The 16760-nt window shown below is 66.6% G+C and carries 20 protein-coding genes; 12 read left to right on the top strand and 8 right to left on the bottom strand.

Features of this window, described 5'->3' with window-relative positions; all coding sequences use genetic code 11:
• Positions 1-204 precede the first annotated feature (204 nt).
• A complete protein-coding gene (locus FXO23_RS25290; RefSeq protein ID WP_158887922.1) occupies positions 205-798 on the bottom strand; it encodes a TetR/AcrR family transcriptional regulator in 594 nt (197 codons plus the stop codon).
• 88 nt (positions 799-886) lie between these two features.
• Here FXO23_RS25290 and FXO23_RS25285 point away from each other — a divergent pair, with 88 nt between their 5' ends.
• The 7 genes from FXO23_RS25285 to FXO23_RS25255 all read left to right on the top strand — a co-directional run bounded on the left by FXO23_RS25285 (position 887) and on the right by FXO23_RS25255 (position 6602).
• Positions 887-2083: a cytochrome P450 gene (locus FXO23_RS25285; protein ID WP_246257782.1), complete on the top strand. Its 1197-nt coding sequence runs from the start codon at positions 887-889 to the stop codon at positions 2081-2083.
• Between the two features lie 457 nt (positions 2084-2540).
• A complete protein-coding gene (locus FXO23_RS25280) occupies positions 2541-3722 on the top strand; it encodes a helix-turn-helix domain-containing protein (protein WP_158887920.1) in 1182 nt (393 codons plus the stop codon).
• 63 nt (positions 3723-3785) lie between these two features.
• Positions 3786-4097: a hypothetical protein gene (locus FXO23_RS25275; protein ID WP_158887919.1), complete on the top strand. Its 312-nt coding sequence runs from the start codon at positions 3786-3788 to the stop codon at positions 4095-4097.
• Complete coding sequence (locus FXO23_RS25270) at positions 4094-4435, top strand: hypothetical protein (RefSeq protein WP_179956871.1); 342 nt, start codon at positions 4094-4096, stop codon at positions 4433-4435. The genes FXO23_RS25275 and FXO23_RS25270 overlap by 4 nt, the downstream gene beginning before the upstream one ends.
• Positions 4423-4836, top strand: coding sequence for a hypothetical protein (locus FXO23_RS25265; protein ID WP_158887918.1), 414 nt, complete (start codon positions 4423-4425; stop codon positions 4834-4836). The genes FXO23_RS25270 and FXO23_RS25265 overlap by 13 nt, the downstream gene beginning before the upstream one ends.
• Before the next feature lie 306 nt (positions 4837-5142).
• A complete protein-coding gene (locus tag FXO23_RS25260) occupies positions 5143-6300 on the top strand; it encodes a methyltransferase domain-containing protein (protein ID WP_246257780.1) in 1158 nt (385 codons plus the stop codon).
• Between the two features lie 2 nt (positions 6301-6302).
• Positions 6303-6602 carry a hypothetical protein gene (locus FXO23_RS25255; protein ID WP_158887917.1) on the top strand — a complete coding sequence of 100 codons (300 nt, stop codon included), beginning with the start codon at positions 6303-6305 and terminating at the stop codon, positions 6600-6602.
• Between the two features lie 437 nt (positions 6603-7039).
• Here the strand turns inward: FXO23_RS25255 and FXO23_RS25245 are convergent, their stop codons facing one another.
• The 5 genes from FXO23_RS25245 to FXO23_RS51700 all read right to left on the bottom strand — a co-directional run bounded on the left by FXO23_RS25245 (position 7040) and on the right by FXO23_RS51700 (position 9853).
• On the bottom strand, positions 7040-7399 hold the full coding sequence (locus tag FXO23_RS25245) for a terminase (RefSeq protein ID WP_158887915.1): 360 nt from the start codon (positions 7397-7399) through the stop codon (positions 7040-7042).
• Between the two features lie 210 nt (positions 7400-7609).
• Positions 7610-8419: a hypothetical protein gene (locus FXO23_RS25240; protein WP_158887914.1), complete on the bottom strand. Its 810-nt coding sequence runs from the start codon at positions 8417-8419 to the stop codon at positions 7610-7612.
• A gap of 27 nt (positions 8420-8446) precedes the next feature.
• Entirely contained in the window at positions 8447-8704 is a 258-nt protein-coding gene (locus FXO23_RS25235) for a hypothetical protein (protein ID WP_158887913.1), read from the bottom strand.
• Positions 8701-9492, bottom strand: coding sequence for a hypothetical protein (locus FXO23_RS25230; protein ID WP_158887912.1), 792 nt, complete (start codon positions 9490-9492; stop codon positions 8701-8703). Before FXO23_RS25230 ends, FXO23_RS25235 begins: the two co-directional genes overlap by 4 nt.
• A 112-nt stretch (positions 9493-9604) precedes the next feature.
• A complete protein-coding gene (locus FXO23_RS51700; RefSeq protein WP_158887911.1) occupies positions 9605-9853 on the bottom strand; it encodes a helix-turn-helix domain-containing protein in 249 nt (82 codons plus the stop codon).
• Between the two features lie 85 nt (positions 9854-9938).
• Between FXO23_RS51700 and FXO23_RS25220 the strand changes: the two genes are divergently transcribed.
• The 4 genes from FXO23_RS25220 (at position 9939) to FXO23_RS25205 (ending at position 13346) form a co-directional block, all read left to right on the top strand.
• Entirely contained in the window at positions 9939-10478 is a 540-nt protein-coding gene (locus tag FXO23_RS25220; protein WP_281356593.1) for a helix-turn-helix domain-containing protein, read from the top strand.
• Positions 10468-11682, top strand: coding sequence for a tyrosine-type recombinase/integrase (locus tag FXO23_RS25215; RefSeq protein ID WP_158887909.1), 1215 nt, complete (start codon positions 10468-10470; stop codon positions 11680-11682). Before FXO23_RS25220 ends, FXO23_RS25215 begins: the two co-directional genes overlap by 11 nt.
• A gap of 34 nt (positions 11683-11716) precedes the next feature.
• On the top strand, positions 11717-12559 hold the full coding sequence (locus FXO23_RS25210; protein WP_158887908.1) for an alpha/beta fold hydrolase: 843 nt from the start codon (positions 11717-11719) through the stop codon (positions 12557-12559).
• 223 nt (positions 12560-12782) lie between these two features.
• Positions 12783-13346, top strand: a complete 564-nt coding sequence (locus FXO23_RS25205) for a DUF1772 domain-containing protein (RefSeq protein ID WP_218952142.1) — start codon at positions 12783-12785, stop codon at positions 13344-13346.
• Positions 13347-13669: 323 nt separating this feature from the next.
• On the opposite strand, the gene FXO23_RS25200 is transcribed toward FXO23_RS25205, so the two are convergent.
• Together FXO23_RS25200 and FXO23_RS25195 are read right to left on the bottom strand one after the other, a co-directional pair.
• Positions 13670-15286, bottom strand: a complete 1617-nt coding sequence (locus tag FXO23_RS25200; RefSeq protein ID WP_158887907.1) for an MFS transporter — start codon at positions 15284-15286, stop codon at positions 13670-13672.
• A 688-nt stretch (positions 15287-15974) separates the two neighbouring features.
• Positions 15975-16151 carry a CopG family transcriptional regulator gene (locus FXO23_RS25195; RefSeq protein WP_158887906.1) on the bottom strand — a complete coding sequence of 59 codons (177 nt, stop codon included), beginning with the start codon at positions 16149-16151 and terminating at the stop codon, positions 15975-15977.
• Between the two features lie 48 nt (positions 16152-16199).
• Here FXO23_RS25195 and FXO23_RS25190 point away from each other — a divergent pair, with 48 nt between their 5' ends.
• The gene (locus tag FXO23_RS25190; RefSeq protein WP_158887905.1) at positions 16200-16364 is read left to right on the top strand and encodes a hypothetical protein; all 165 of its coding nucleotides are present in this window, start codon (positions 16200-16202) and stop codon (positions 16362-16364) included.
• Positions 16365-16760: the final 396 nt, after the last annotated feature.

Here is a 16760-nt window from a genome sequence, read left to right as displayed (position 1 = left end):
TGCGAGGGAGATTCCTGTCTGCGGTCAGCAAGGATGCGGTCACGGCCATGAGCTGGGAGATCCGGTCGTGGCACCTTGCTGAGCGCCGCGGTGCGCCTGGTCAATACCGGTGCTGCCTGAACGACCCCACTGTCTCCGCTTTGGACACGACGCACCTCGTCCCGACCTGTCACGACCGGCCCATCAAGTCCTCATTCGGGACCGTTAACTGGAGGAGACTTGGTGGAGCAGGGGTAGCAGGATCTCGTCAACGATCTCGGTGATGGTGTCCTCGGTGGGGGGACAGCCGTGTAGCACGACCTCGTTGCGGATCAGGTCGAAGGGCAGCCGGGTCACGCGTGGGGGAAGTTCGATCGGGTTTATCTCCTCGCGGTCGGCCGCTCGTGCGACGACGGTCGTCACCTTTTCTTGGGGGGCGGTGGTTGCGATCCGGGCGCGAAGGGCCGCGGAGGTGTCCGGGTCGCGTGCGGTTTCGGTGATCAGCCCGGCGAGTGTTTCGCCGTGTACGGCGCCGAACCGCTGAACCACTTGATTCAGAAGTGCGAGTAAGTCCGAACGCAGGGTGCCGGTGTCGGGTGGCTCGGCATCCACCGGAGCGCGGTGGTCCATGGCGGCTAGGACCAGTTCGGCACGGGTGGGCCATCTGCGGTGGATCACCGGCCGGCTGGTCCCCGCCTGGGCCGCGACGGCCTCCATCGTCAGCTTCGAGTAGCCGATCTTGGTCAGTATCTCCCAGGCCGCGTCGAGGATGGCGCGTTCGAGCGCTTCACCGCGACGGCGGGACACGGCGTCCGACATTACCGATCACCTCGTTAGATACGTTGCGTATCTTACTCTGACGCTCTACGGTGACTTTAGACACGCCCTGCATCTTATTGGAGTCGTCGTGACCGAGACCTCGGCATCGCTGCCCGACCTTCCGACCGCCCGGACCTGCCCGTATCAGCCTCCTGAGGGTCAGCGGCGACTGCGCGAGTCGGGGCCGGTGGTCCGGGTGCGCCTGCCCGATGGACGCCCCGCGTGGCTGGTGACCGGATACGAGCAGGCTCGGTCCCTGCTGGCCGACCAGCGGTTGACCGCTGACCGCACGCACCCGAACAGCCCGATGCCGATCCCTGTCCCGGTGACGCGGCACGCGCAGGTGTCCGGGCTGCGTCCCATGCTGCTGGGGTTCGAAGGCCAGGAACACAACCGGCAACGCAAAATGCTTACTTCCGCTTTTACGGTCAAACGCGTCGCTGCCTTGCGACCGCGGCTGCAACGGATCGTGGACGAGCACCTGGACAGGATGATCGCCGCCGGGCCGCCGGCTGACCTGGTGTCTTCCTTCGCCCTGCCGGTGCCCTCGCTGGCGATCTGCGAGCTCCTCGGTGTTCCGTATGCCGACCATGCGTTTTTCGAGCGACAGGCCCGTTTGCGACACGATCCCGGACGGGCCCCGGAGGCTCTGACCGAGCTGGGCGATTATCTCCAGCGGCTGGTCCAGGCCAAACGGTCAGACCTCGGTGACGGTCTACTGGACGAACTGCTCGCCCGGCAAGTCCGGCACGGAACGCTGGACCAGGCCGAACTGGTCGGTTTCGCGCTGGTCTTGCTGATCGCAGGCCATGCCACTACCGCCGGCATGATTTCGTACGGCACCCTCGCGTTGCTCGAGCATCCCGACCAACTCGCCATCTTGCGCGGGGATGGCCGGCGTTTGCCGGACATGGTGGAGGAACTCCTGCGGTTCGTCTCGCTCGACTTCGGCACCTTGCCGCGGGTCGCCACGACTGACATCGAGATCGCGGGCCTGCGCATCGATGCCGGGGATGGGGTCCTCATCGCGATCGGAGCCGCCAACCGGGACGAGACACTCGTGGAACGACCGGACGAGCTGGATCTGCGCCGGGTCGGCACGACACACCTCGCCTTCAGCCACGGTATTCACCAATGCCTGGGACAGCACCTCGCTCGTGCCGAACTCCAGATCGCCCTGTCAGCTCTTTTCGGCCGCCTGCCGAACCTGCGCTTGAACGGCCCCGCTGACCGGCTGACCACCACCCCGGGGGCGGGCCTGGACGTGCTACCGGTGGCTTGGTGAGCGACCACCATCCCGCGTGGCTACCACGCCCGCACCCCGAAACAGCCGGCGTCGCAACGAAAGGGTCCTTCATAGCAGCCGGTTCCCTGGCCTGCGCAGACTTGATCCATATGCCGTCTGAGCTGCAAGAAGACCTTTCAGTGACTTGCACTGACTTGCACTGTTAATCGTTGTCGAACGTACCCAGCGCGTACCGGTCGCCGTGTGGCCGGTACGCGCTGGACGCTCGCCGGACGGCCCGCCGCTAGCCACTCACAACGCCAGAGACCCCCGCACCCGGCCATCCGGAGCACGGGGGTCTCTGGCGTTCGTTCGGGTGTTCTCCTGCACGTTGTGAGTCCGCCGGGACGCGACGATGGCCGGGTCAGGCCACGTTTCGGTACGGGTAAAACGCGGGTAGACGGCGTGTACCGTTGGACTCGGAGGACACCTACCGCAGTACGGAGAGTGAGCGGTTATGGCTACGTCCAGTATCGGCCGGACGCTCAAGCAGATCAGGAACGCGCGGGGTAAGTCGCTCGCCGCGATTGCCGGACTGGCGGGTATCTCGCCTAGTTACCTCTCGATGCTCGAATCGGGGCAACGTGCGCTTGACCGGCGGTCGCTGATCATCGCGTTGGCGAACGCGCTGGAAGTCGCACCGACCGAGCTTGCCGCCGAAATGGTGGCACCGGAGGGTGCGCTACCGCAGGACAAGGCGTTGACCGAGGTCCGGCGTGCTCTGATGGCGGTGAGCCTGAACGATCCCGGCGGCGCGGTGGTCCCCGCCGATGTGCTGGCCGATCGGGTCAACGAGGTGATCAAGGCTACCCACGCGTGCCGCCATGACGTGATCGGCGCGACCCTGCCTGACCTGATCCGGGACCTGCACACCACGGAGAACGCGCACCGTGACGAGCGTGAGGTACTGCGGCTGATCGCGTGCTTGCACCTGCAAGGGACACAGGCGTGGCTACCGGTCGCTGGCGCCTCTCCTGATCTGTCGTGGCTGGCGGCCACGTTCAGTCGACAGGCGGCGGAGCGGCTAGAGGAACCGGTCTCGCTCGCGTTGAGCGCGTTCGGGACCGTGCACGGGTTGATCGCTTCGGGGTCGTTCGATCTGGCGGAGCGGACCCTTGCGGCGGCCGACGCGGGGACCGACACCCGAGACGGACTAGTCGTGACGGGGATGCTCACGCTTACGTCCTCGTTGCTCGCGGCGGCGCGCGGTGACGACGGCGCGCGGCTGGCGCCGCTGGACGAAGCGGCGGCGCTTGCCGAACGGGTGGAGGGTCCCGAACCGTGGTTCGGGTTCGGTCCGTCCAACGTCGGCTTGTGGCGGCTGTCTGTGGCGCTGGAATCGGGGGATCACTCCGGCGCGGCGCGAATCGCTGAACGGGACGTGAACCCGGATGAGTTGCCGTCTGACTTCCGGCGCGCGGCGTACTGGGTGAACTACGGCCGTGCGCTGGCGAAGCTTCCGAAGCGTCGGGACAAGGCCGTGGTCGCGCTGCGTAAGGCTGAGCAGATTTCGCCTGCGCGGGTGCACCGGAACCCGCTGGCGCGTGAGACGCTGGCCGACTTGCTGGCGCGTGCGAAGCGGGATGCGGTCGGCCGGGAGCTGCGCGGGATGGCGCATCGGTCCGGCCTGCCGGTTTAGCCTGTTCGGGGGACCTTCACACCGTGTGAAACTCGGAGGCTGATTGCGGCTGATCGTGGGTGAATGCTGGATTCCCCGTACGCCGTGGTCGCTGTCCTGTTCGTCGCGTTCGTGGCGGTCCCGGCCGCGCCGTTCGCGGTGTGGCTGTGGGAACGGTGGCGGGGGTCCATCACGCGTGACGTGGCGCGCTTGCGGGTGTCCGCATGGTTCGGGTATCTCCGGCGGATCACGCGCGGCAGGGCGCCTGTCAGGCGGCAACGCGAGCCGGTGAGCGCGCGCCATGCGGCCGACCGTGCCGCCGTGGCCGGTCGGCAGTGTCCGGCCGCGCCGCGCCGCACGGGTCGGCACGCTCGGTCGGCCGGGGATGTCCGGTGAGCGCGCCGGGTGACCCGTTCACGGTGTTTCCGGAGTTGCGGGGGTTGGTGGAGCTGGTGAACGCGGGGTGGTCGTTCGCGGCCACCGAGGATGCCAGCGGTGACGTGGTGAGGGTGACGGGTCTGCGGGTGTGGCCGGAAGGTGTGGCGGACGCGCTGTACATCGGTTCGCAGTCCGACGCGGGAGCGCTGCGGATGGATCACACGGGGGGACGGCTGTGGCAGTGTGACGGCACGTTGCCGGAAGTGGTGGACGGCCTGTTGGCGTTGCCTGCGCCGAGTCACCCGCTCGCGCCCCGGTTGGTTGTTGGTGTGGCTCCGACGCTGTGGACGCCGTGATGTGGTTCCTACAGCGCCGCCGCGCGCGACGATGGGTAGCGGTTGAGAGAGCGCGCCGCGCGCTGGCGCATCCGCCGTCCGTGGTTCCGCATTCCGAGGACGGCAACGAAGCGGCCATACGTGCCGTGGAAGAGATGCGCGCGACCGTGGATCGTGCGTGCCGGTTCGCGCGGGGTGGTTCGCTGGCCGGGTTTCTGTTGCGGGATGCGGAATTGTGGATCACGTCGTGGCAGGCCGAGTGGGAATGGCGAGAAGAGTCCAAGGTGGACACTCCGCACATCTTCGTTCGCTACCGGTGCCTCGTTGACCGGTTGGCCGATATCGAATCCCGGCTATCCGACGTGATGCAGCGAGAGTTCCGCGAGTCCGGCGGCATGGGAGCCGGGACGGATGATGCGTGACTTTGTGTCGTGTGTGGCGCGAACCGTGGCGCGGCCATCACGCGGCACCTCATGGGACCCAGCCGCGCGTTTCCCCGGCGGCGCGCGGCCGGGAGTCCCCCATAGGTTCACCCGGCGGCATGGCGAGTCGGACCGGCGCGCTACGGCGCGCGGGTGATAAGGGTTCCACGCATACGCGCGGATACATAGGGTGATAGCGATCGGAGGTACAGCAGTGGGTGACGACAAGCATTCGGTTGAGGACGACAAGAGCACCGGCAAGACTGGCAAGGACATTGACCCGGACAAGTTCGAGGACGAGAACAAGTGACCGTCGCCGCGAGCGATGACGGCGTGCGTGCGCTGATCGAAGAATTGCGCTCGGCCGGGGACTTCCCGGCCGAGCGCCTTTCGTTGCTAAACGCAGTTCCACGAGAATCGTTCATTCCTTCCCGCATGTGGGTTCAGGAAGTCGAGGACGGTCCGTACGAACCCGTAGACCGCGCAACCGAAAACGAACGTTGGATGCGCGCTGTGTACTCGAACCGCGTGATCGTGACCCAGTTCGATGATGGCGCTACCACGTGGCCAGAGGTCGGTTACCGGCCGACGTGCTCCGCGTCGATGCCGTCCGCAGTGCTCGGAATGCTGACCGAACTTGATGTACAGCCGGGAGAGTCCGTGCTTGAGATTGGCACGGGTACCGGATGGAACGCGGCCTTGCTTGCTGAAATCGTTGGCACGCAAGGAACTGTGGTCACCGCGGAAATCGACCCCGCCATGGCTGCCGACGCACGTAAGCGACTCGAAGACGCCGGATTGGTCAACGTGTACCCGCGCTTGGCCGATGGTTCAACCGAGCCGTCCGGCGAGTTCGATCGGATCATCGCAACAGCAAGCGTCCACATCGGACATCTGCCGTACTCGTGGGTGGCGCACACGCGGCCGGGTGGCGTGATCCTCGCTCCGATGCGCGCCGATCTTGCATCCGGTCCGCTCGTGCGGTTCGTGGTGCACGAGGACGGCACGGCGACCGGCCGTGCGGCTGACATGCAAGTCGGGTTCATGGAAATGCGGTCCCAGCGAGTTCCGTCCTCGGTCAACACCGATCAACAGTGGGACGACCCCGACGCGGAACTGTCCACAACGGACATCGCGCCATGGGTACCGCTACTCGCTGATGATCATCGGTGGCCGATCGCTGTCGCTGTCCCCTCGTGCCGGTACGACGTGTGGGAACGCACCGACGACCGGCCGGGGGTCGCGTGGCTCCGGGACCCGCTCACCGGTTCGTGGGCCAGCGTGGTCCCGGACGGCAGCAAACGGTACGCCGTCCGCCAGTCAGGTCCCCGGCGACTGTGGGACGAAGCGGAAGCGGCCTACCGGTGGTGGCAGGCACGCGGCGAACCCCCGTTGTCGGCATGGCGCTGGACCATCACCCCGAACCGGCAGTCCGTCACCCTCGACGGCGCGGACAAGGAATGACCATGACGAACGAGCACGTGCGCGACTTGTCGCCGGACATGGTTCACCTGGTCGGCGTGTGCGCCGCCGCGCGACACTTCGCCGAGTCCGGCCGGTACGTGGAGATCATGAGCGAGGGTCGCCGGTACCGGCTCAAGCTGGACGGCGGTAACGAGGTCTGGCAGGTGGCCGCGCGCACCACGCGGGACCGGGACGCGGCCGGAGCGCGGGACTCCCTCGTGGACGGCTCCACGGGGGTGGTGCTCGTGATGTTCGACGGCGCGGACACGTCGTTTGAGCTGCTGCGCATAGACGAGCAGTGACCACAAGGGACCCCGCACGGCCAACTGACTGCGCGGGGTCCCTCGCTTCCACTTCACGGCCTGCGCAGCCACCGTACTCCGGCGAGCGGCTGAGAGCTCCCAGGATGGCCGCGCGCCGGTCCGCTCGACAAATGGAGCGGCCGACTCGTCCGGGATGCTCTACGGCCGTCTCAGCGCCGAACCCGGCCGTCCGCGTCCGGGGGAGCACACCGAGCACGGACACCCCGCGCGGCCGGGAACCGGACCCCACCACCCGCCGCACTCCGGCAGGTCGTAGAGCGGCACCCTCAGCGCTTCCGAGCACGCGTCCAGCCAGCGGCCGTACGCGTGCGCATGTACCGCGATCGGGTCACGCTCGTCCTCGTCCGGCTCAAGCCAGCGTGTCGGCACGAACACCGACAAGCCGTCCGGCAGACTGCCGAACCGTGCGCGCCGTCTCACGACACACTCCCAAGTCGGTGCGGCCCCCGCACACCGACGCGGCGCTGTGGCCGACCGTCGGCCTCGTCGCCGGACGGCAGCCGCAGCGCCGCCAGAAGACGCGCAAGCGCGATCCGCTGTTGCCTCGCCTCCACCAAAGCCGGGTTCGCCTTCCGGCCTTGCGGTGACTCCACCAGCACCCCCATTCGCTGCACGTCGGCATCCAGCGCCGAGAGCGCGTCCACCGTGCGGACCGCTTCGACCAGTAGCGCTAGCTCGTGCTCGTCCAGCTCGTACTCATCCACAACGGACTTCCACAGGCGGCGACCGGTCGCGCCGCCGGTCCCATTCGGCAGAGTCGGCTTACGATTCGGCATGATGCCTCCCTACAGGTCGATTCGTTTCGGACCACACGGAATCTGAGCCGCTATGACGGACCGATAACGAGGGGCCGGGGAGAGGGGTCCCCTGCCGGGGTGGGTGCGACCGGCCGCGCAGCGGAGCGGCGGACCCGATGGCCGGGAGGGTGTCCGCTGTGGTGCTCGCGCTTGCCGTCCTCACGCGGGTTGACGCGGCCGGTCGCGGTCTCATGCGGCGACGATGAAGGCGCCTTCGCCGCCGGTTCGGCGTGCGAGCTGGCCGCGTTCGTCGCGCTTGTATCGGTTGCGGTCTTCGGTGAGTTCGGCAACGTGCGTGGCGTGGTCGTCGCGGTCTGGCATCCATGGTTGCGCGTCGCTGTCCGCAATGGCCGACCACTGGCCGAGCCACGCGGGAGCAGTCTTGTTGGACTCGCGGTAGGCGTCGGCGTGGGGGAAGTCCCGGAACCGCGCGTACGTGGTTGCCTGCACGAGGTCCGCCGCGCCGCCGACCGTAGCGCCGAGTCCACTTAGGCCGGTGCGGATGTTGCCGATGATGTCCAGTTCTGCGATGGCATCGCGTGCGCGGAGGTAGGCGGCCGTCACGTCGGAACCCGCGTTGAGCATCTTCTCCGCGTTGTCCCGGATGCCTGCCGGGATGGTGGCGAGTGCTTCGGCGAGCACGGCCATGGCTTCGGTGTACGGCTTGCGGAGCGCCGCTACGGCTTTCCACAGATGCGGCCGGAACGCGGCCAGCGCGCGAGCGGCCGGGACGGTGGCGAGTTCGTGTTGCCGCGCGGTCCATCGGGGAGGGTCTGCGACTGTTACGGCAGTCGCGTAGTCCACGATGGCGCGTGGCGCGTCGTCGGGGTTGGCGTTATCGGCGTAGGTGGCCGGGTCGGTGGCGGGGGGTTCGGCGTTGAGCACGGCGTAGCCGAGCTTGATGTACGCGGCTACGTCCTTGGGAGTCCGGTAGTTGTAGGCCGCTAGTCCGTCCACAACGGACGTTAGTCCGTCGAGCTTTCCTCGGGGATCGTTCATGGCTCGTTCTCCTTTTGCTGCTTGGCGTTAGCGGGTGGCTTTGGCGAGGTCCCGTGTCAGCGGGTCCCCGTGGCCGTGGCGCGGTGGGAGTCCGGAGTGTCCTTGCGACGGGTCCGGCTGCATGCCGACCACTGTGGATTGATCTTGTTCTGCGGGGTGCTGGCCGGCCGGGGTGTCGCCGAGTTCGGCGAGCAGTTGTGTCCGAAGTGGATCGCGAACGTTGAGCCGCGCGGTGAGTTGGTCCGCGAGAGCGGAACTGTTGAGCGCGTTGGGGTTGCTGGTCACGCTGTCACCTCTTCTTGTTGCATGTCGGCAGATTGCTCGGTGAGTTCGCGGCGGCAGTCGGGACAGACACACCAGTCATAGCCGGGTTTTCGGCGGTTCCCTCCGGGGATGTGGTGCCGACAGTCCGGATGGTCGGGTGCTTCGTCAACGAGCGTTCGCCGTATCGCCTTGTGTTCCGCTTCCTTCACGACGTCCACTTTGGGCAGTAGGTCGCCATTGGCATGGAGCTTCTCTAGCCATGGGACCAGCGCTACGACGCGGGTGGGGTGTTGCTTAGCGACTTGTCGGAGTTGTTCCGGGGTGGCGTTGACCTTCTTCGCGAACGTGGCTAGGTCGTCGTCCTCGTCCCGGTCGGGATGAGTGATAAGTGGATTGTCTTGTGATTGTTGGGTCCGGTGGGTCGGACGGGTCCCGTCCGGTGGGTCGGACCCCCTGGTCCGGTGGGTCGGACGGGTTGATCCCGTAGACCTGTCCGGTGGGTCGGACGGGTCCTGTTCATTGGACGGGTCCGACTGGTTGGACGGGTCCGGGATTGCAGCGTGCCGCAAGGTGACCTTTCCCCGGGTCCTGACCGGCCGCAGCCAGCCGGATTCCTCTGCTATCCCAAGGAGTTCGATCACCCGTGACCGGGATAGCCCGGTGGCACTGCTGAGCGCAGCCAGGGACGGCCGTGCGTTCGACCCGTCCGCGCTCATCCACGTACCGACCATGAGAAGCAGCGACTTCACGTGCCACGGCACGTTTTCGGCGGCGCGGAGCGCGCGCTCCCACTCGAACCGGCCGACCATCACACGGCCATCCGTTCGGCCGTACACTGTGGACGCGAAGTGGTGCCGCTTGGCTGGCTGCTCTCCTGGAACGGCTCCCCGTTATCCGGCGGGGAGCCGTTTCGCGTTGTGATCACGCCGCATGGCCTCCCCCGTCCACCTGCTTCTCTAGCCAGGCGTCCACGTCCGCCAGCCGGTAGCGGACGTGGCGGCCGACGCGGTACCGGCGGGGGCCTTGGCCGCGCGTGTTCCACACGTAGAGGGTGTTGAGGGTGATTCCCAGATAGTCGGCTAGCTCTCGCGGGGAGAGTAGCCGGACCGGCTGGCGGCGGTCTGCCGCCGCGTTCCTGGCCGGGGTGCTGTTGGCCTTTCGGGCCGTCACTTGATCATCGGCAACCAATCCTCCTGGTGTTGATCTAGCTGTGACGTGCTTCTTTAATACCCACCCTTCCAAGACTTGTCAAACCATGCTACAACTTGTCATTGTGACAAAACGCCAGGTAGAACAGGGGCCGACCGCCAGCCGCGCGGCGGCCGGTATCCGCCACCTTCGACGAAAGCGCGGATGGACGTTGGACGAGTTGGCCACCCGACTAGCGGATGCAGGCCACCCGCTGGACCCTCCCGGAATCTCCCGGCTCGAACGCCAGGAACGACGGCTGACCGTGGACGACCTGGTTGCGCTCGCGGTCGCGTTCGACACCACCCCGGCCGCGCTCCTGCTCCCGGACACCGACAACGGCGAACCCGTACCGCTCACGGAAACCACGTCCGGGAGCTTCGCCGCGTCCTGGCAATGGATGCGCGCGGAATCACCGCTCGGCGAGCCCGAGGCGGCCGAAGAGGCCGTACCGAGTGTGCGCGCCGTCCAGTTCGCGGAAGAGAACCACCCCGATCGGCCGCCGGGGTCGCGGCACAGTCCGGCCGTTAACGACATGTTGCAGCGGGCGGTACAGCAGGTGATCAAGGAGTTGGAACGAAAGGAAAGTGACGACGATGGCCGTTGAGGACAGATGGTATTTCAAGGGGAAACCGAAGAACGCGGAGAACCGCACTAAGGACTACGGACGCGGAAAACGCTGGCGCGTAAGGAATCCCGGCACCCGGGTCCGCTCGTTCGAGCTGAAAGGGGACGCGGAGGACTACGACACGTCCGTCAAGGCTGACCTGATCAAGGGAATGATGCCGTTCGACGCGACCAAGGGACGGATCACCTTCCGGGACTACGTCGAAAAGCACTGGTTGCCGAACCACCCCGGTACCCCCGGTTCCATCCGGACGATCAAGTCCCGGCTCAAGAACCACCTGTACCCGCACTTCGGCGGCAAAGCCATGAACGAGTGCCGACAGTCCTCGGTGAACGCGTGGAAAACGACCATGCGCACCAAGACGGCCAAGCGCGGTGACGGGAAGCTCTCGGACGCAACAGTCCTGGCGTGTTGGACGCACCTTGGCGGCATCTTTCGCGCGGCGAAGATCGATGGCGTGATCGCGGTGCACCCGTTCGACGGGGTGGAACGCGTCGCCGAACCCCGGCGGCCACCCGTCCGGCCATGGGAAGACCCCGTGGTGGATGCGATCGTGGAAGCCTTCCCGGACCGGTACCACGGGGTCCCGCTGGCGTCGGCCACGTGCGGCCATCGGCAGGGAGAGAGTTTCGCCGTGGCGGTGGAAGACCTGGACTTTCTCCGGCGCAAGATCACTATCCGCCACCAGGTCCAGCGCATCGACGGGAAACTAGTGCTCGTCCCGCCCAAGCGCGGGTCCGTCCGGACCGTGCCGCTCCCGCAGACCACGGCGGACGCGCTGGCCGCGCACATCAAGCGCTACGGCACCACCCCGGCTCCGTGCACGTGCTGTAAGCGGACCAACAACCTGTTGTTCGTCACCGAGGACGGCGAGTTGATCAGCGCTCGGGAGTTCAACCGCGAGTACTGGCACCCGGCCATCCGCGCGGCCGGACTGGACCCGGCCACCGAGGACGAGACCGGCCAGCACATGTTGCGGCACTACTACGTGTCCGTGCTCATTGAGGCGAACACCAACCCGAAGGCCGTACAGGAGTACGTCGGTCACAAGCACATGAGCACGACCATGGACGTGTACGGCCACCTGTTCGACCGAGCCCACGAACACGCGGAAGCCGCCGTCAACCGCGCGTTCGCGGGCCGTGGCCGCGTGTACCCTGCGCGTACCGAAGAGACGGCTTGACCCATGTTTGCGCAGGTCAGGGCTGGTGCACGCTATGAAGGCCACCTTCATGACCAGCACGAAGAGCGTCCGTACCGAAGGCGCCGACATCGTCTACGACCACCAGGGCGACGGCCCGCTGCTCCTGATGATCTCCGGTGGTGGCGGCGACAGCAGGCGCTACGACGCCATCAGGCCCATGCTCGCCGGTGAATACACGGTCGTCAGTTACGACCGGCGATGCAACTCCCGCAGCACCGGGGACGCCACACTCGATCTGGACATGGCCCAGCAGGCCCGCGACGCCGTGGCCGTCATCCATGCCACGGGCCACGAACGGGCTTACATCTTCGGTAACAGCGGGGGCGCTTCCATCGGGCTCGAACTAGCCGCACGCCACTCCGACGTGATCAAGAAGCTGGTCGTGCACGAGCCGCCGGTCATGTCGATCCTGCCTGACGCCGAAACCTGGCAAGGCTTCATGACCAACGTACAGCGCACCTACCGCCAGGAGGGAGACGTCGTCGCGGCCATGAAGGCGTTCCATTCGACATTGACCGGATTCGACGACTCCCTTACCGCACGTATCTCCGCGGAGAACATCACGCCCAACAGCGAATTCTTCCTGACCCGGGAATTCCTGCCGATCACCTACTACGTGCCCGACCTAGATCGGATCCGGCGAAACCGCGTCCCGATGGTCAGCGCCGCCGGACACGCCAGCGCTGACGCTTACTACGCCCGCACCGCACGGATCATCGCCGAACGAGCCGGTTGCCCCTTCGCCGAGTTCCCCGGCAATCACATAGCCTTCATCACCGAACCGGAAGCCTTTGCGACACGGCTCCGCGACACCCTGGACGAGCGGGCACGCACGCGAAGAGCGCACCCGGTTTGACGCCGTGGTCGAGTTCTGCCGCCCCGTCGATACCTCCGCACGTAGCAGGAGATCTGCGGGGGCCAGGCGTTCCCCGAGCCAGACCCGGGGTTGCCTACCGCAGGCGCGGTAGTGCCGGGACTCCGTGTAGGCGGTGGCAGCCGGCACAGGATTTCCTAACGTTGCGGCCAAAGTTCTGACCGCGGGTTGCGGGAACACGAATCAACGTGGCAGGAGTGGATCGGTGGATCACGAAAAGGCCACCGGACTGTCGGCGGTCGACCGTCCGGTGGACAGTGCCGTGCATCGGGCACGGCCTTGGCGGAATTCCGTCCTGTGGCTTTTTCCGTTGGCTCTTCTTGTCGGTGTCCAGTTTGGAGCCGGACTGTACGAGAAGATCATCTTGGTCCCGCGGTGGTCGTCGCTGCCCGGTGACCGGGTTGTCGCCGCGATCGAGGACGTGGGGATGAAGGCGGCCGGCCGGGAGTTCTGGCCGTTTGTCTCACCCGCCGTCGGAGTGCTCGCGATCCTCAACCTCGTCCTCGCATGGCGGTCGACGAACGCGAACCGGTCATGGTGGCTGGCAGGAGCCGCACTCATGGCCGGATACGCGATTTTCAGCTACGGCTTCTTCGTCCCGCAGATGCTCATGCTGCAGGCCGACGGCGGTACCTGGCCGGCGGACCGGATCGAAACCGTGGTCGACTGGTGGACAGGGCTGAACTATCTGCGGATGGTGATCGGCGGGGCAGGATGGCTATGCGTGCTGCGTGCGCTGTCGATGTCCAGTGCGGCTCGTGCACGGTAGAACCGGTCTAGGCTTGCGGTGGGCCGGGATCACCTGCCCGTCCGAGGCCAGTTCCGGGCGAGCACGACGAACTGGGCGCGATCACGTGCGCCCAGTTTCGTCATGGATCAGTTCACGCGGGCCTTCACCGTCGCCGGGGCTGAGAAACAACAGCCCGCCGATGTCGGCGTTGGAGAGCCAGTGGGCGGCGCGCCTGGCCGGCTACCGACCCGCTGCGGCAGCCGTATGCTGAGCCTGATCGAGTTGCAACCTCACCGGACAGGCACGTTAAAGCAGGGGGCATGACGACGGCCCCGGCGTCGCGCACGGGGCCGTCGCGGTTGCTAGGCGGAGGTGTCGACATCCACCGTGTTTGCAGCGTTGCGCGGGTTGTCGGCCGGTCTGCGTCGCACCAGGAAGCACGAGACGGCGCCGACCGCGATCACGGCGATGGGCAGTGCCAGTGTCGGCCGCATAGCGGAGACGAACCCGTGCTCGAACACCGATGCTGCCGTCTGCTGAATGTGGTGGGCGAGGTCTGTCGGCGTTCCCGGTGGCGGCTTCGGTCCCGCGCCGGTCTGCCCGGCGCCGACCTCCAGGCCGCCTTTGGCGGTGTTGTTGAAGCTGGCCACGAACTGATCGCGGACGTTCGCCGGAAGGTCGGCGGCCCGTTTAGCCGCCTCGTCTTGAAGTGAGTTGGCGAGGCGGTTCTGCAGCAGCGCGCCGACCGCGGCGCTGCCGATGATCGTGCCGATCTGCCGGATCGTGTTCAGCACGCCGGAGGCGGCCCCGGCCATCTTGGGCTCGACGTTGTACATCGCGACCGTGACCATTGGGCCGAACACGCAGCCGATGCCGAATCCGGCCACGATCAGGGCGGGCTGGAACTCCCACCACGCGCGGCCGACATCGGCGACCCAGGTGAGCCAGGCCAGGCCGGCCGCGAACAGGGTCAGGCCAGTCATCAGGATGTACTTGCCGCCGATCCGGTCCGAAATCCGGCCCGCGACCGGCGACAGGAACGCCGACACCACCATCGCCGGCGCCATCACCAGGCCAGCCTTGATCGCGCTGAAATTGAGCACCGACTGCAGGTAGATCATCACCGGCAGGAACAGGCCGATCATGCCGACCTGGACGGTCGCGGACGCGAAACTCATGACCGCGTAGTTGCGGTCGCGGAAGAGCACGAAGGGCAGCAGCGGTTCGCCGCGCTGACGGGTGCCCTGGTAGATCAGGAACACCACCAGCAGCAGCGCGCCCCCGCCCAGCAGTGCCCAGATCCCGGCGTTCCACTCGTACCGCTGGCCCTCGGTGAGCCCGAAGGTCAAACAGAACAGCGTCGCCGTGGCGAGCACGACGCCTAACAGGTCCAGCTTGTGGCGGACGCCGTGCCGGACGTCCGGCACGAGCGTGACGGCCATCGTGAGCACGACCACGCCGATCGGAATGTTCACGAAGAAGATCCAGCGCCAGCCGGTCGTGCTGACGAGCAACCCGCCGAGCGTGGGCCCGGCGATCGTGGCCACACCCGCGACCGCTCCCCAGACGCCGAGCGCCGTGCCCCGTCGTTCGGCCGGGAACGTGCCGATGATGATCGTCATCGTCTGCGGCATCAGCGCCACCGCGCCCAGGCCCTGCACAAACCGGGCGGCGATGAGTTGGGCCGGATCCTGCGCCAGACCGCACAGCGCGGACGCCACCGTGAACAGCGCAACGCCCCAGATGAACATGGTGCGCGGCCCGCGCAGATCGCCCATTCGACCGGAGGTGATCAGCAATGCGGCGAGGACGAGGATGTAGATATTGATCACCCACAACATCTCGTCCAGCGACGCGTGCAGAGCGTCGATCATGTTGGGGATGGCGACGTTGACGGCCGTGAGGTCCAACAGTGTCATGAAGAATCCCAGGCTGAGCGTCAACAGCACCACCCAGGGGTTGCCGCGCCATTTGCTCATTCGCATCCCTTCGTTTGCTTTTCGCATCCCCAAAGCCGGCGGCGGAAACTTCGCCATGAGGTGGGAACCAACACTTCCTCCTGCTCGTGATGCCCTCGACCGCGCCCGCCAGCAGTCCAACTCCGCGGCCTGCAGGCGTTTGACCTCACCCGTGCGCGGACTGGACCGCGCTTGATGAGGAAGGTGAGCGCGGTGGCGAATCACAGGCTCGCGCGAGCCGCCATCGGAAACCACGAAGCTGCTCGTCGGCCTTGCCGGTCCGGGCTCGCGCGGTCTCCGTCATGGCGTAGGCGGTGCATTCCGGGCGCCGGACGCGCTACTGGGTCACGTGCAGGTTCAGCGATCCATTGCTGAACAGGTAGAAACCCTCAGCCGGTATAGCCACAGCAGTCACCGGCGAGACCCAAACGCGGTTGGCCTGGTCCCGTAACGGGTGTCCTCGAACGGGGTGACAACCTCGACAACAGGATCGGGACGAAACACGTCCACAACGGACACCGTCAGCGCGACCTGCACCTTGGGCTCTCGATCCTCAGGGATCTCAGAGACGACAAGAGAAGGCCCCCTCGCTCTAGCGGAAGACGCCGCAACCATCGCCGGTGGATACCTCCAGGTCGAAACCCAGTGTCTGGAACAACTTCACGGCCTTCCCCAGTTGCGGGTCTACAAGAACACCGCCTCGATCCCCTCAGTCGCCATGTAATGCCTCCTCTTTGGAAGAGTGCTGTCGCTGCCCGTGGGCGTCGTCGAGGTAGGCGCGCAGCGCGTCGGCAGACAGACCCGTCTCGATGGCGCGATGCTTGACCTGCTTGATCAGCCTCACCGGCAGATGCACGTTGAACTGCTTGGCCTCCCCGTCACCCATGACAGGATGCTAGCATATTAGTAAGCTAATCGACTAGTTTAGTAGTACATGCAAAGGAGGGCAGACCTGTCGTTGCCGCAGCCGAGTCCCCACGATCCGGTGGTCGTCACCGCCGCTGGCGCGGAAGAACTCGCGCCCCTCGGGCACTACCTGCTCGCGGGCAGCACCGACATCGGAGGACGTGCCCCAGCGGTCAAGCGCGGGGATTCGTGATCTGGGTGTTCCGACCAACGCCGGGGTTCAACCGGCGACCCGGGAGTGCGATGGGTTTCGTGGTCAGGGTGCGGAGGCGTTGCTCGTCCGGATGGATTCCGTGGTGTGCGGGCGTGGCGGATTGGACCATAAGCCTTGCCGGGGCCGGAGCGAGCTTGCCCAGGAGTTCTCTCCGACCCGGCGCGACGAGCCGCCAAGGGCGGCGCGCACCGCGGGGAACGGGCGGGATGGGACGCCGCCGTGATCTGTGCGGTACGCACCGGGTCGCCCTGGCCCCTCCTTCGTTCGGGGCGGCCCTTGGCCCCTGCGCTCCCGGAGGCAGACCGGTTGAGCGCAGGGGCCTACTCGCACCCGGGTGAACGCACTGCGCCGCGATCGGCTTCGTGCCGATGATCA

The sequence above is a fragment of the Amycolatopsis anabasis genome (genome assembly GCF_009765355.1).
In the GTDB taxonomy this organism is placed as follows: domain Bacteria; phylum Actinomycetota; class Actinomycetes; order Mycobacteriales; family Pseudonocardiaceae; genus Amycolatopsis; species Amycolatopsis anabasis.
Note: the sequence above shows the minus strand (reverse complement) of the source record. Positions and strands in the feature narration are given on the sequence as shown.

What these genes read in the sequence shown, in the direction of transcription:
- FXO23_RS25195 (WP_158887906.1), bottom strand. Translation starts at nt 16,151, where the DNA reads ATGGGTGACGGGGAGGCCAAGCAGTTCAACGTGCATCTGCCGGTGAGG.
- FXO23_RS25290 (WP_158887922.1), bottom strand. Translation starts at nt 798, where the DNA reads ATGTCGGACGCCGTGTCCCGCCGTCGCGGTGAAGCGCTCGAACGCGCC.
- FXO23_RS25220 (WP_281356593.1), top strand. Translation starts at nt 9,939, where the DNA reads ATGCTACAACTTGTCATTGTGACAAAACGCCAGGTAGAACAGGGGCCG.
- FXO23_RS25230 (WP_158887912.1), bottom strand. Translation starts at nt 9,492, where the DNA reads ATGGTCGGCCGGTTCGAGTGGGAGCGCGCGCTCCGCGCCGCCGAAAAC.
- FXO23_RS25245 (WP_158887915.1), bottom strand. Translation starts at nt 7,399, where the DNA reads ATGCCGAATCGTAAGCCGACTCTGCCGAATGGGACCGGCGGCGCGACC.
- FXO23_RS25200 (WP_158887907.1), bottom strand. Translation starts at nt 15,286, where the DNA reads ATGAGCAAATGGCGCGGCAACCCCTGGGTGGTGCTGTTGACGCTCAGC.
- FXO23_RS25210 (WP_158887908.1), top strand. Translation starts at nt 11,717, where the DNA reads ATGAAGGCCACCTTCATGACCAGCACGAAGAGCGTCCGTACCGAAGGC.
- FXO23_RS25215 (WP_158887909.1), top strand. Translation starts at nt 10,468, where the DNA reads ATGGCCGTTGAGGACAGATGGTATTTCAAGGGGAAACCGAAGAACGCG.
- FXO23_RS25255 (WP_158887917.1), top strand. Translation starts at nt 6,303, where the DNA reads ATGACGAACGAGCACGTGCGCGACTTGTCGCCGGACATGGTTCACCTG.
- FXO23_RS25275 (WP_158887919.1), top strand. Translation starts at nt 3,786, where the DNA reads ATGCTGGATTCCCCGTACGCCGTGGTCGCTGTCCTGTTCGTCGCGTTC.
- FXO23_RS25190 (WP_158887905.1), top strand. Translation starts at nt 16,200, where the DNA reads ATGCAAAGGAGGGCAGACCTGTCGTTGCCGCAGCCGAGTCCCCACGAT.
- FXO23_RS25280 (WP_158887920.1), top strand. Translation starts at nt 2,541, where the DNA reads ATGGCTACGTCCAGTATCGGCCGGACGCTCAAGCAGATCAGGAACGCG.
- FXO23_RS25240 (WP_158887914.1), bottom strand. Translation starts at nt 8,419, where the DNA reads ATGAACGATCCCCGAGGAAAGCTCGACGGACTAACGTCCGTTGTGGAC.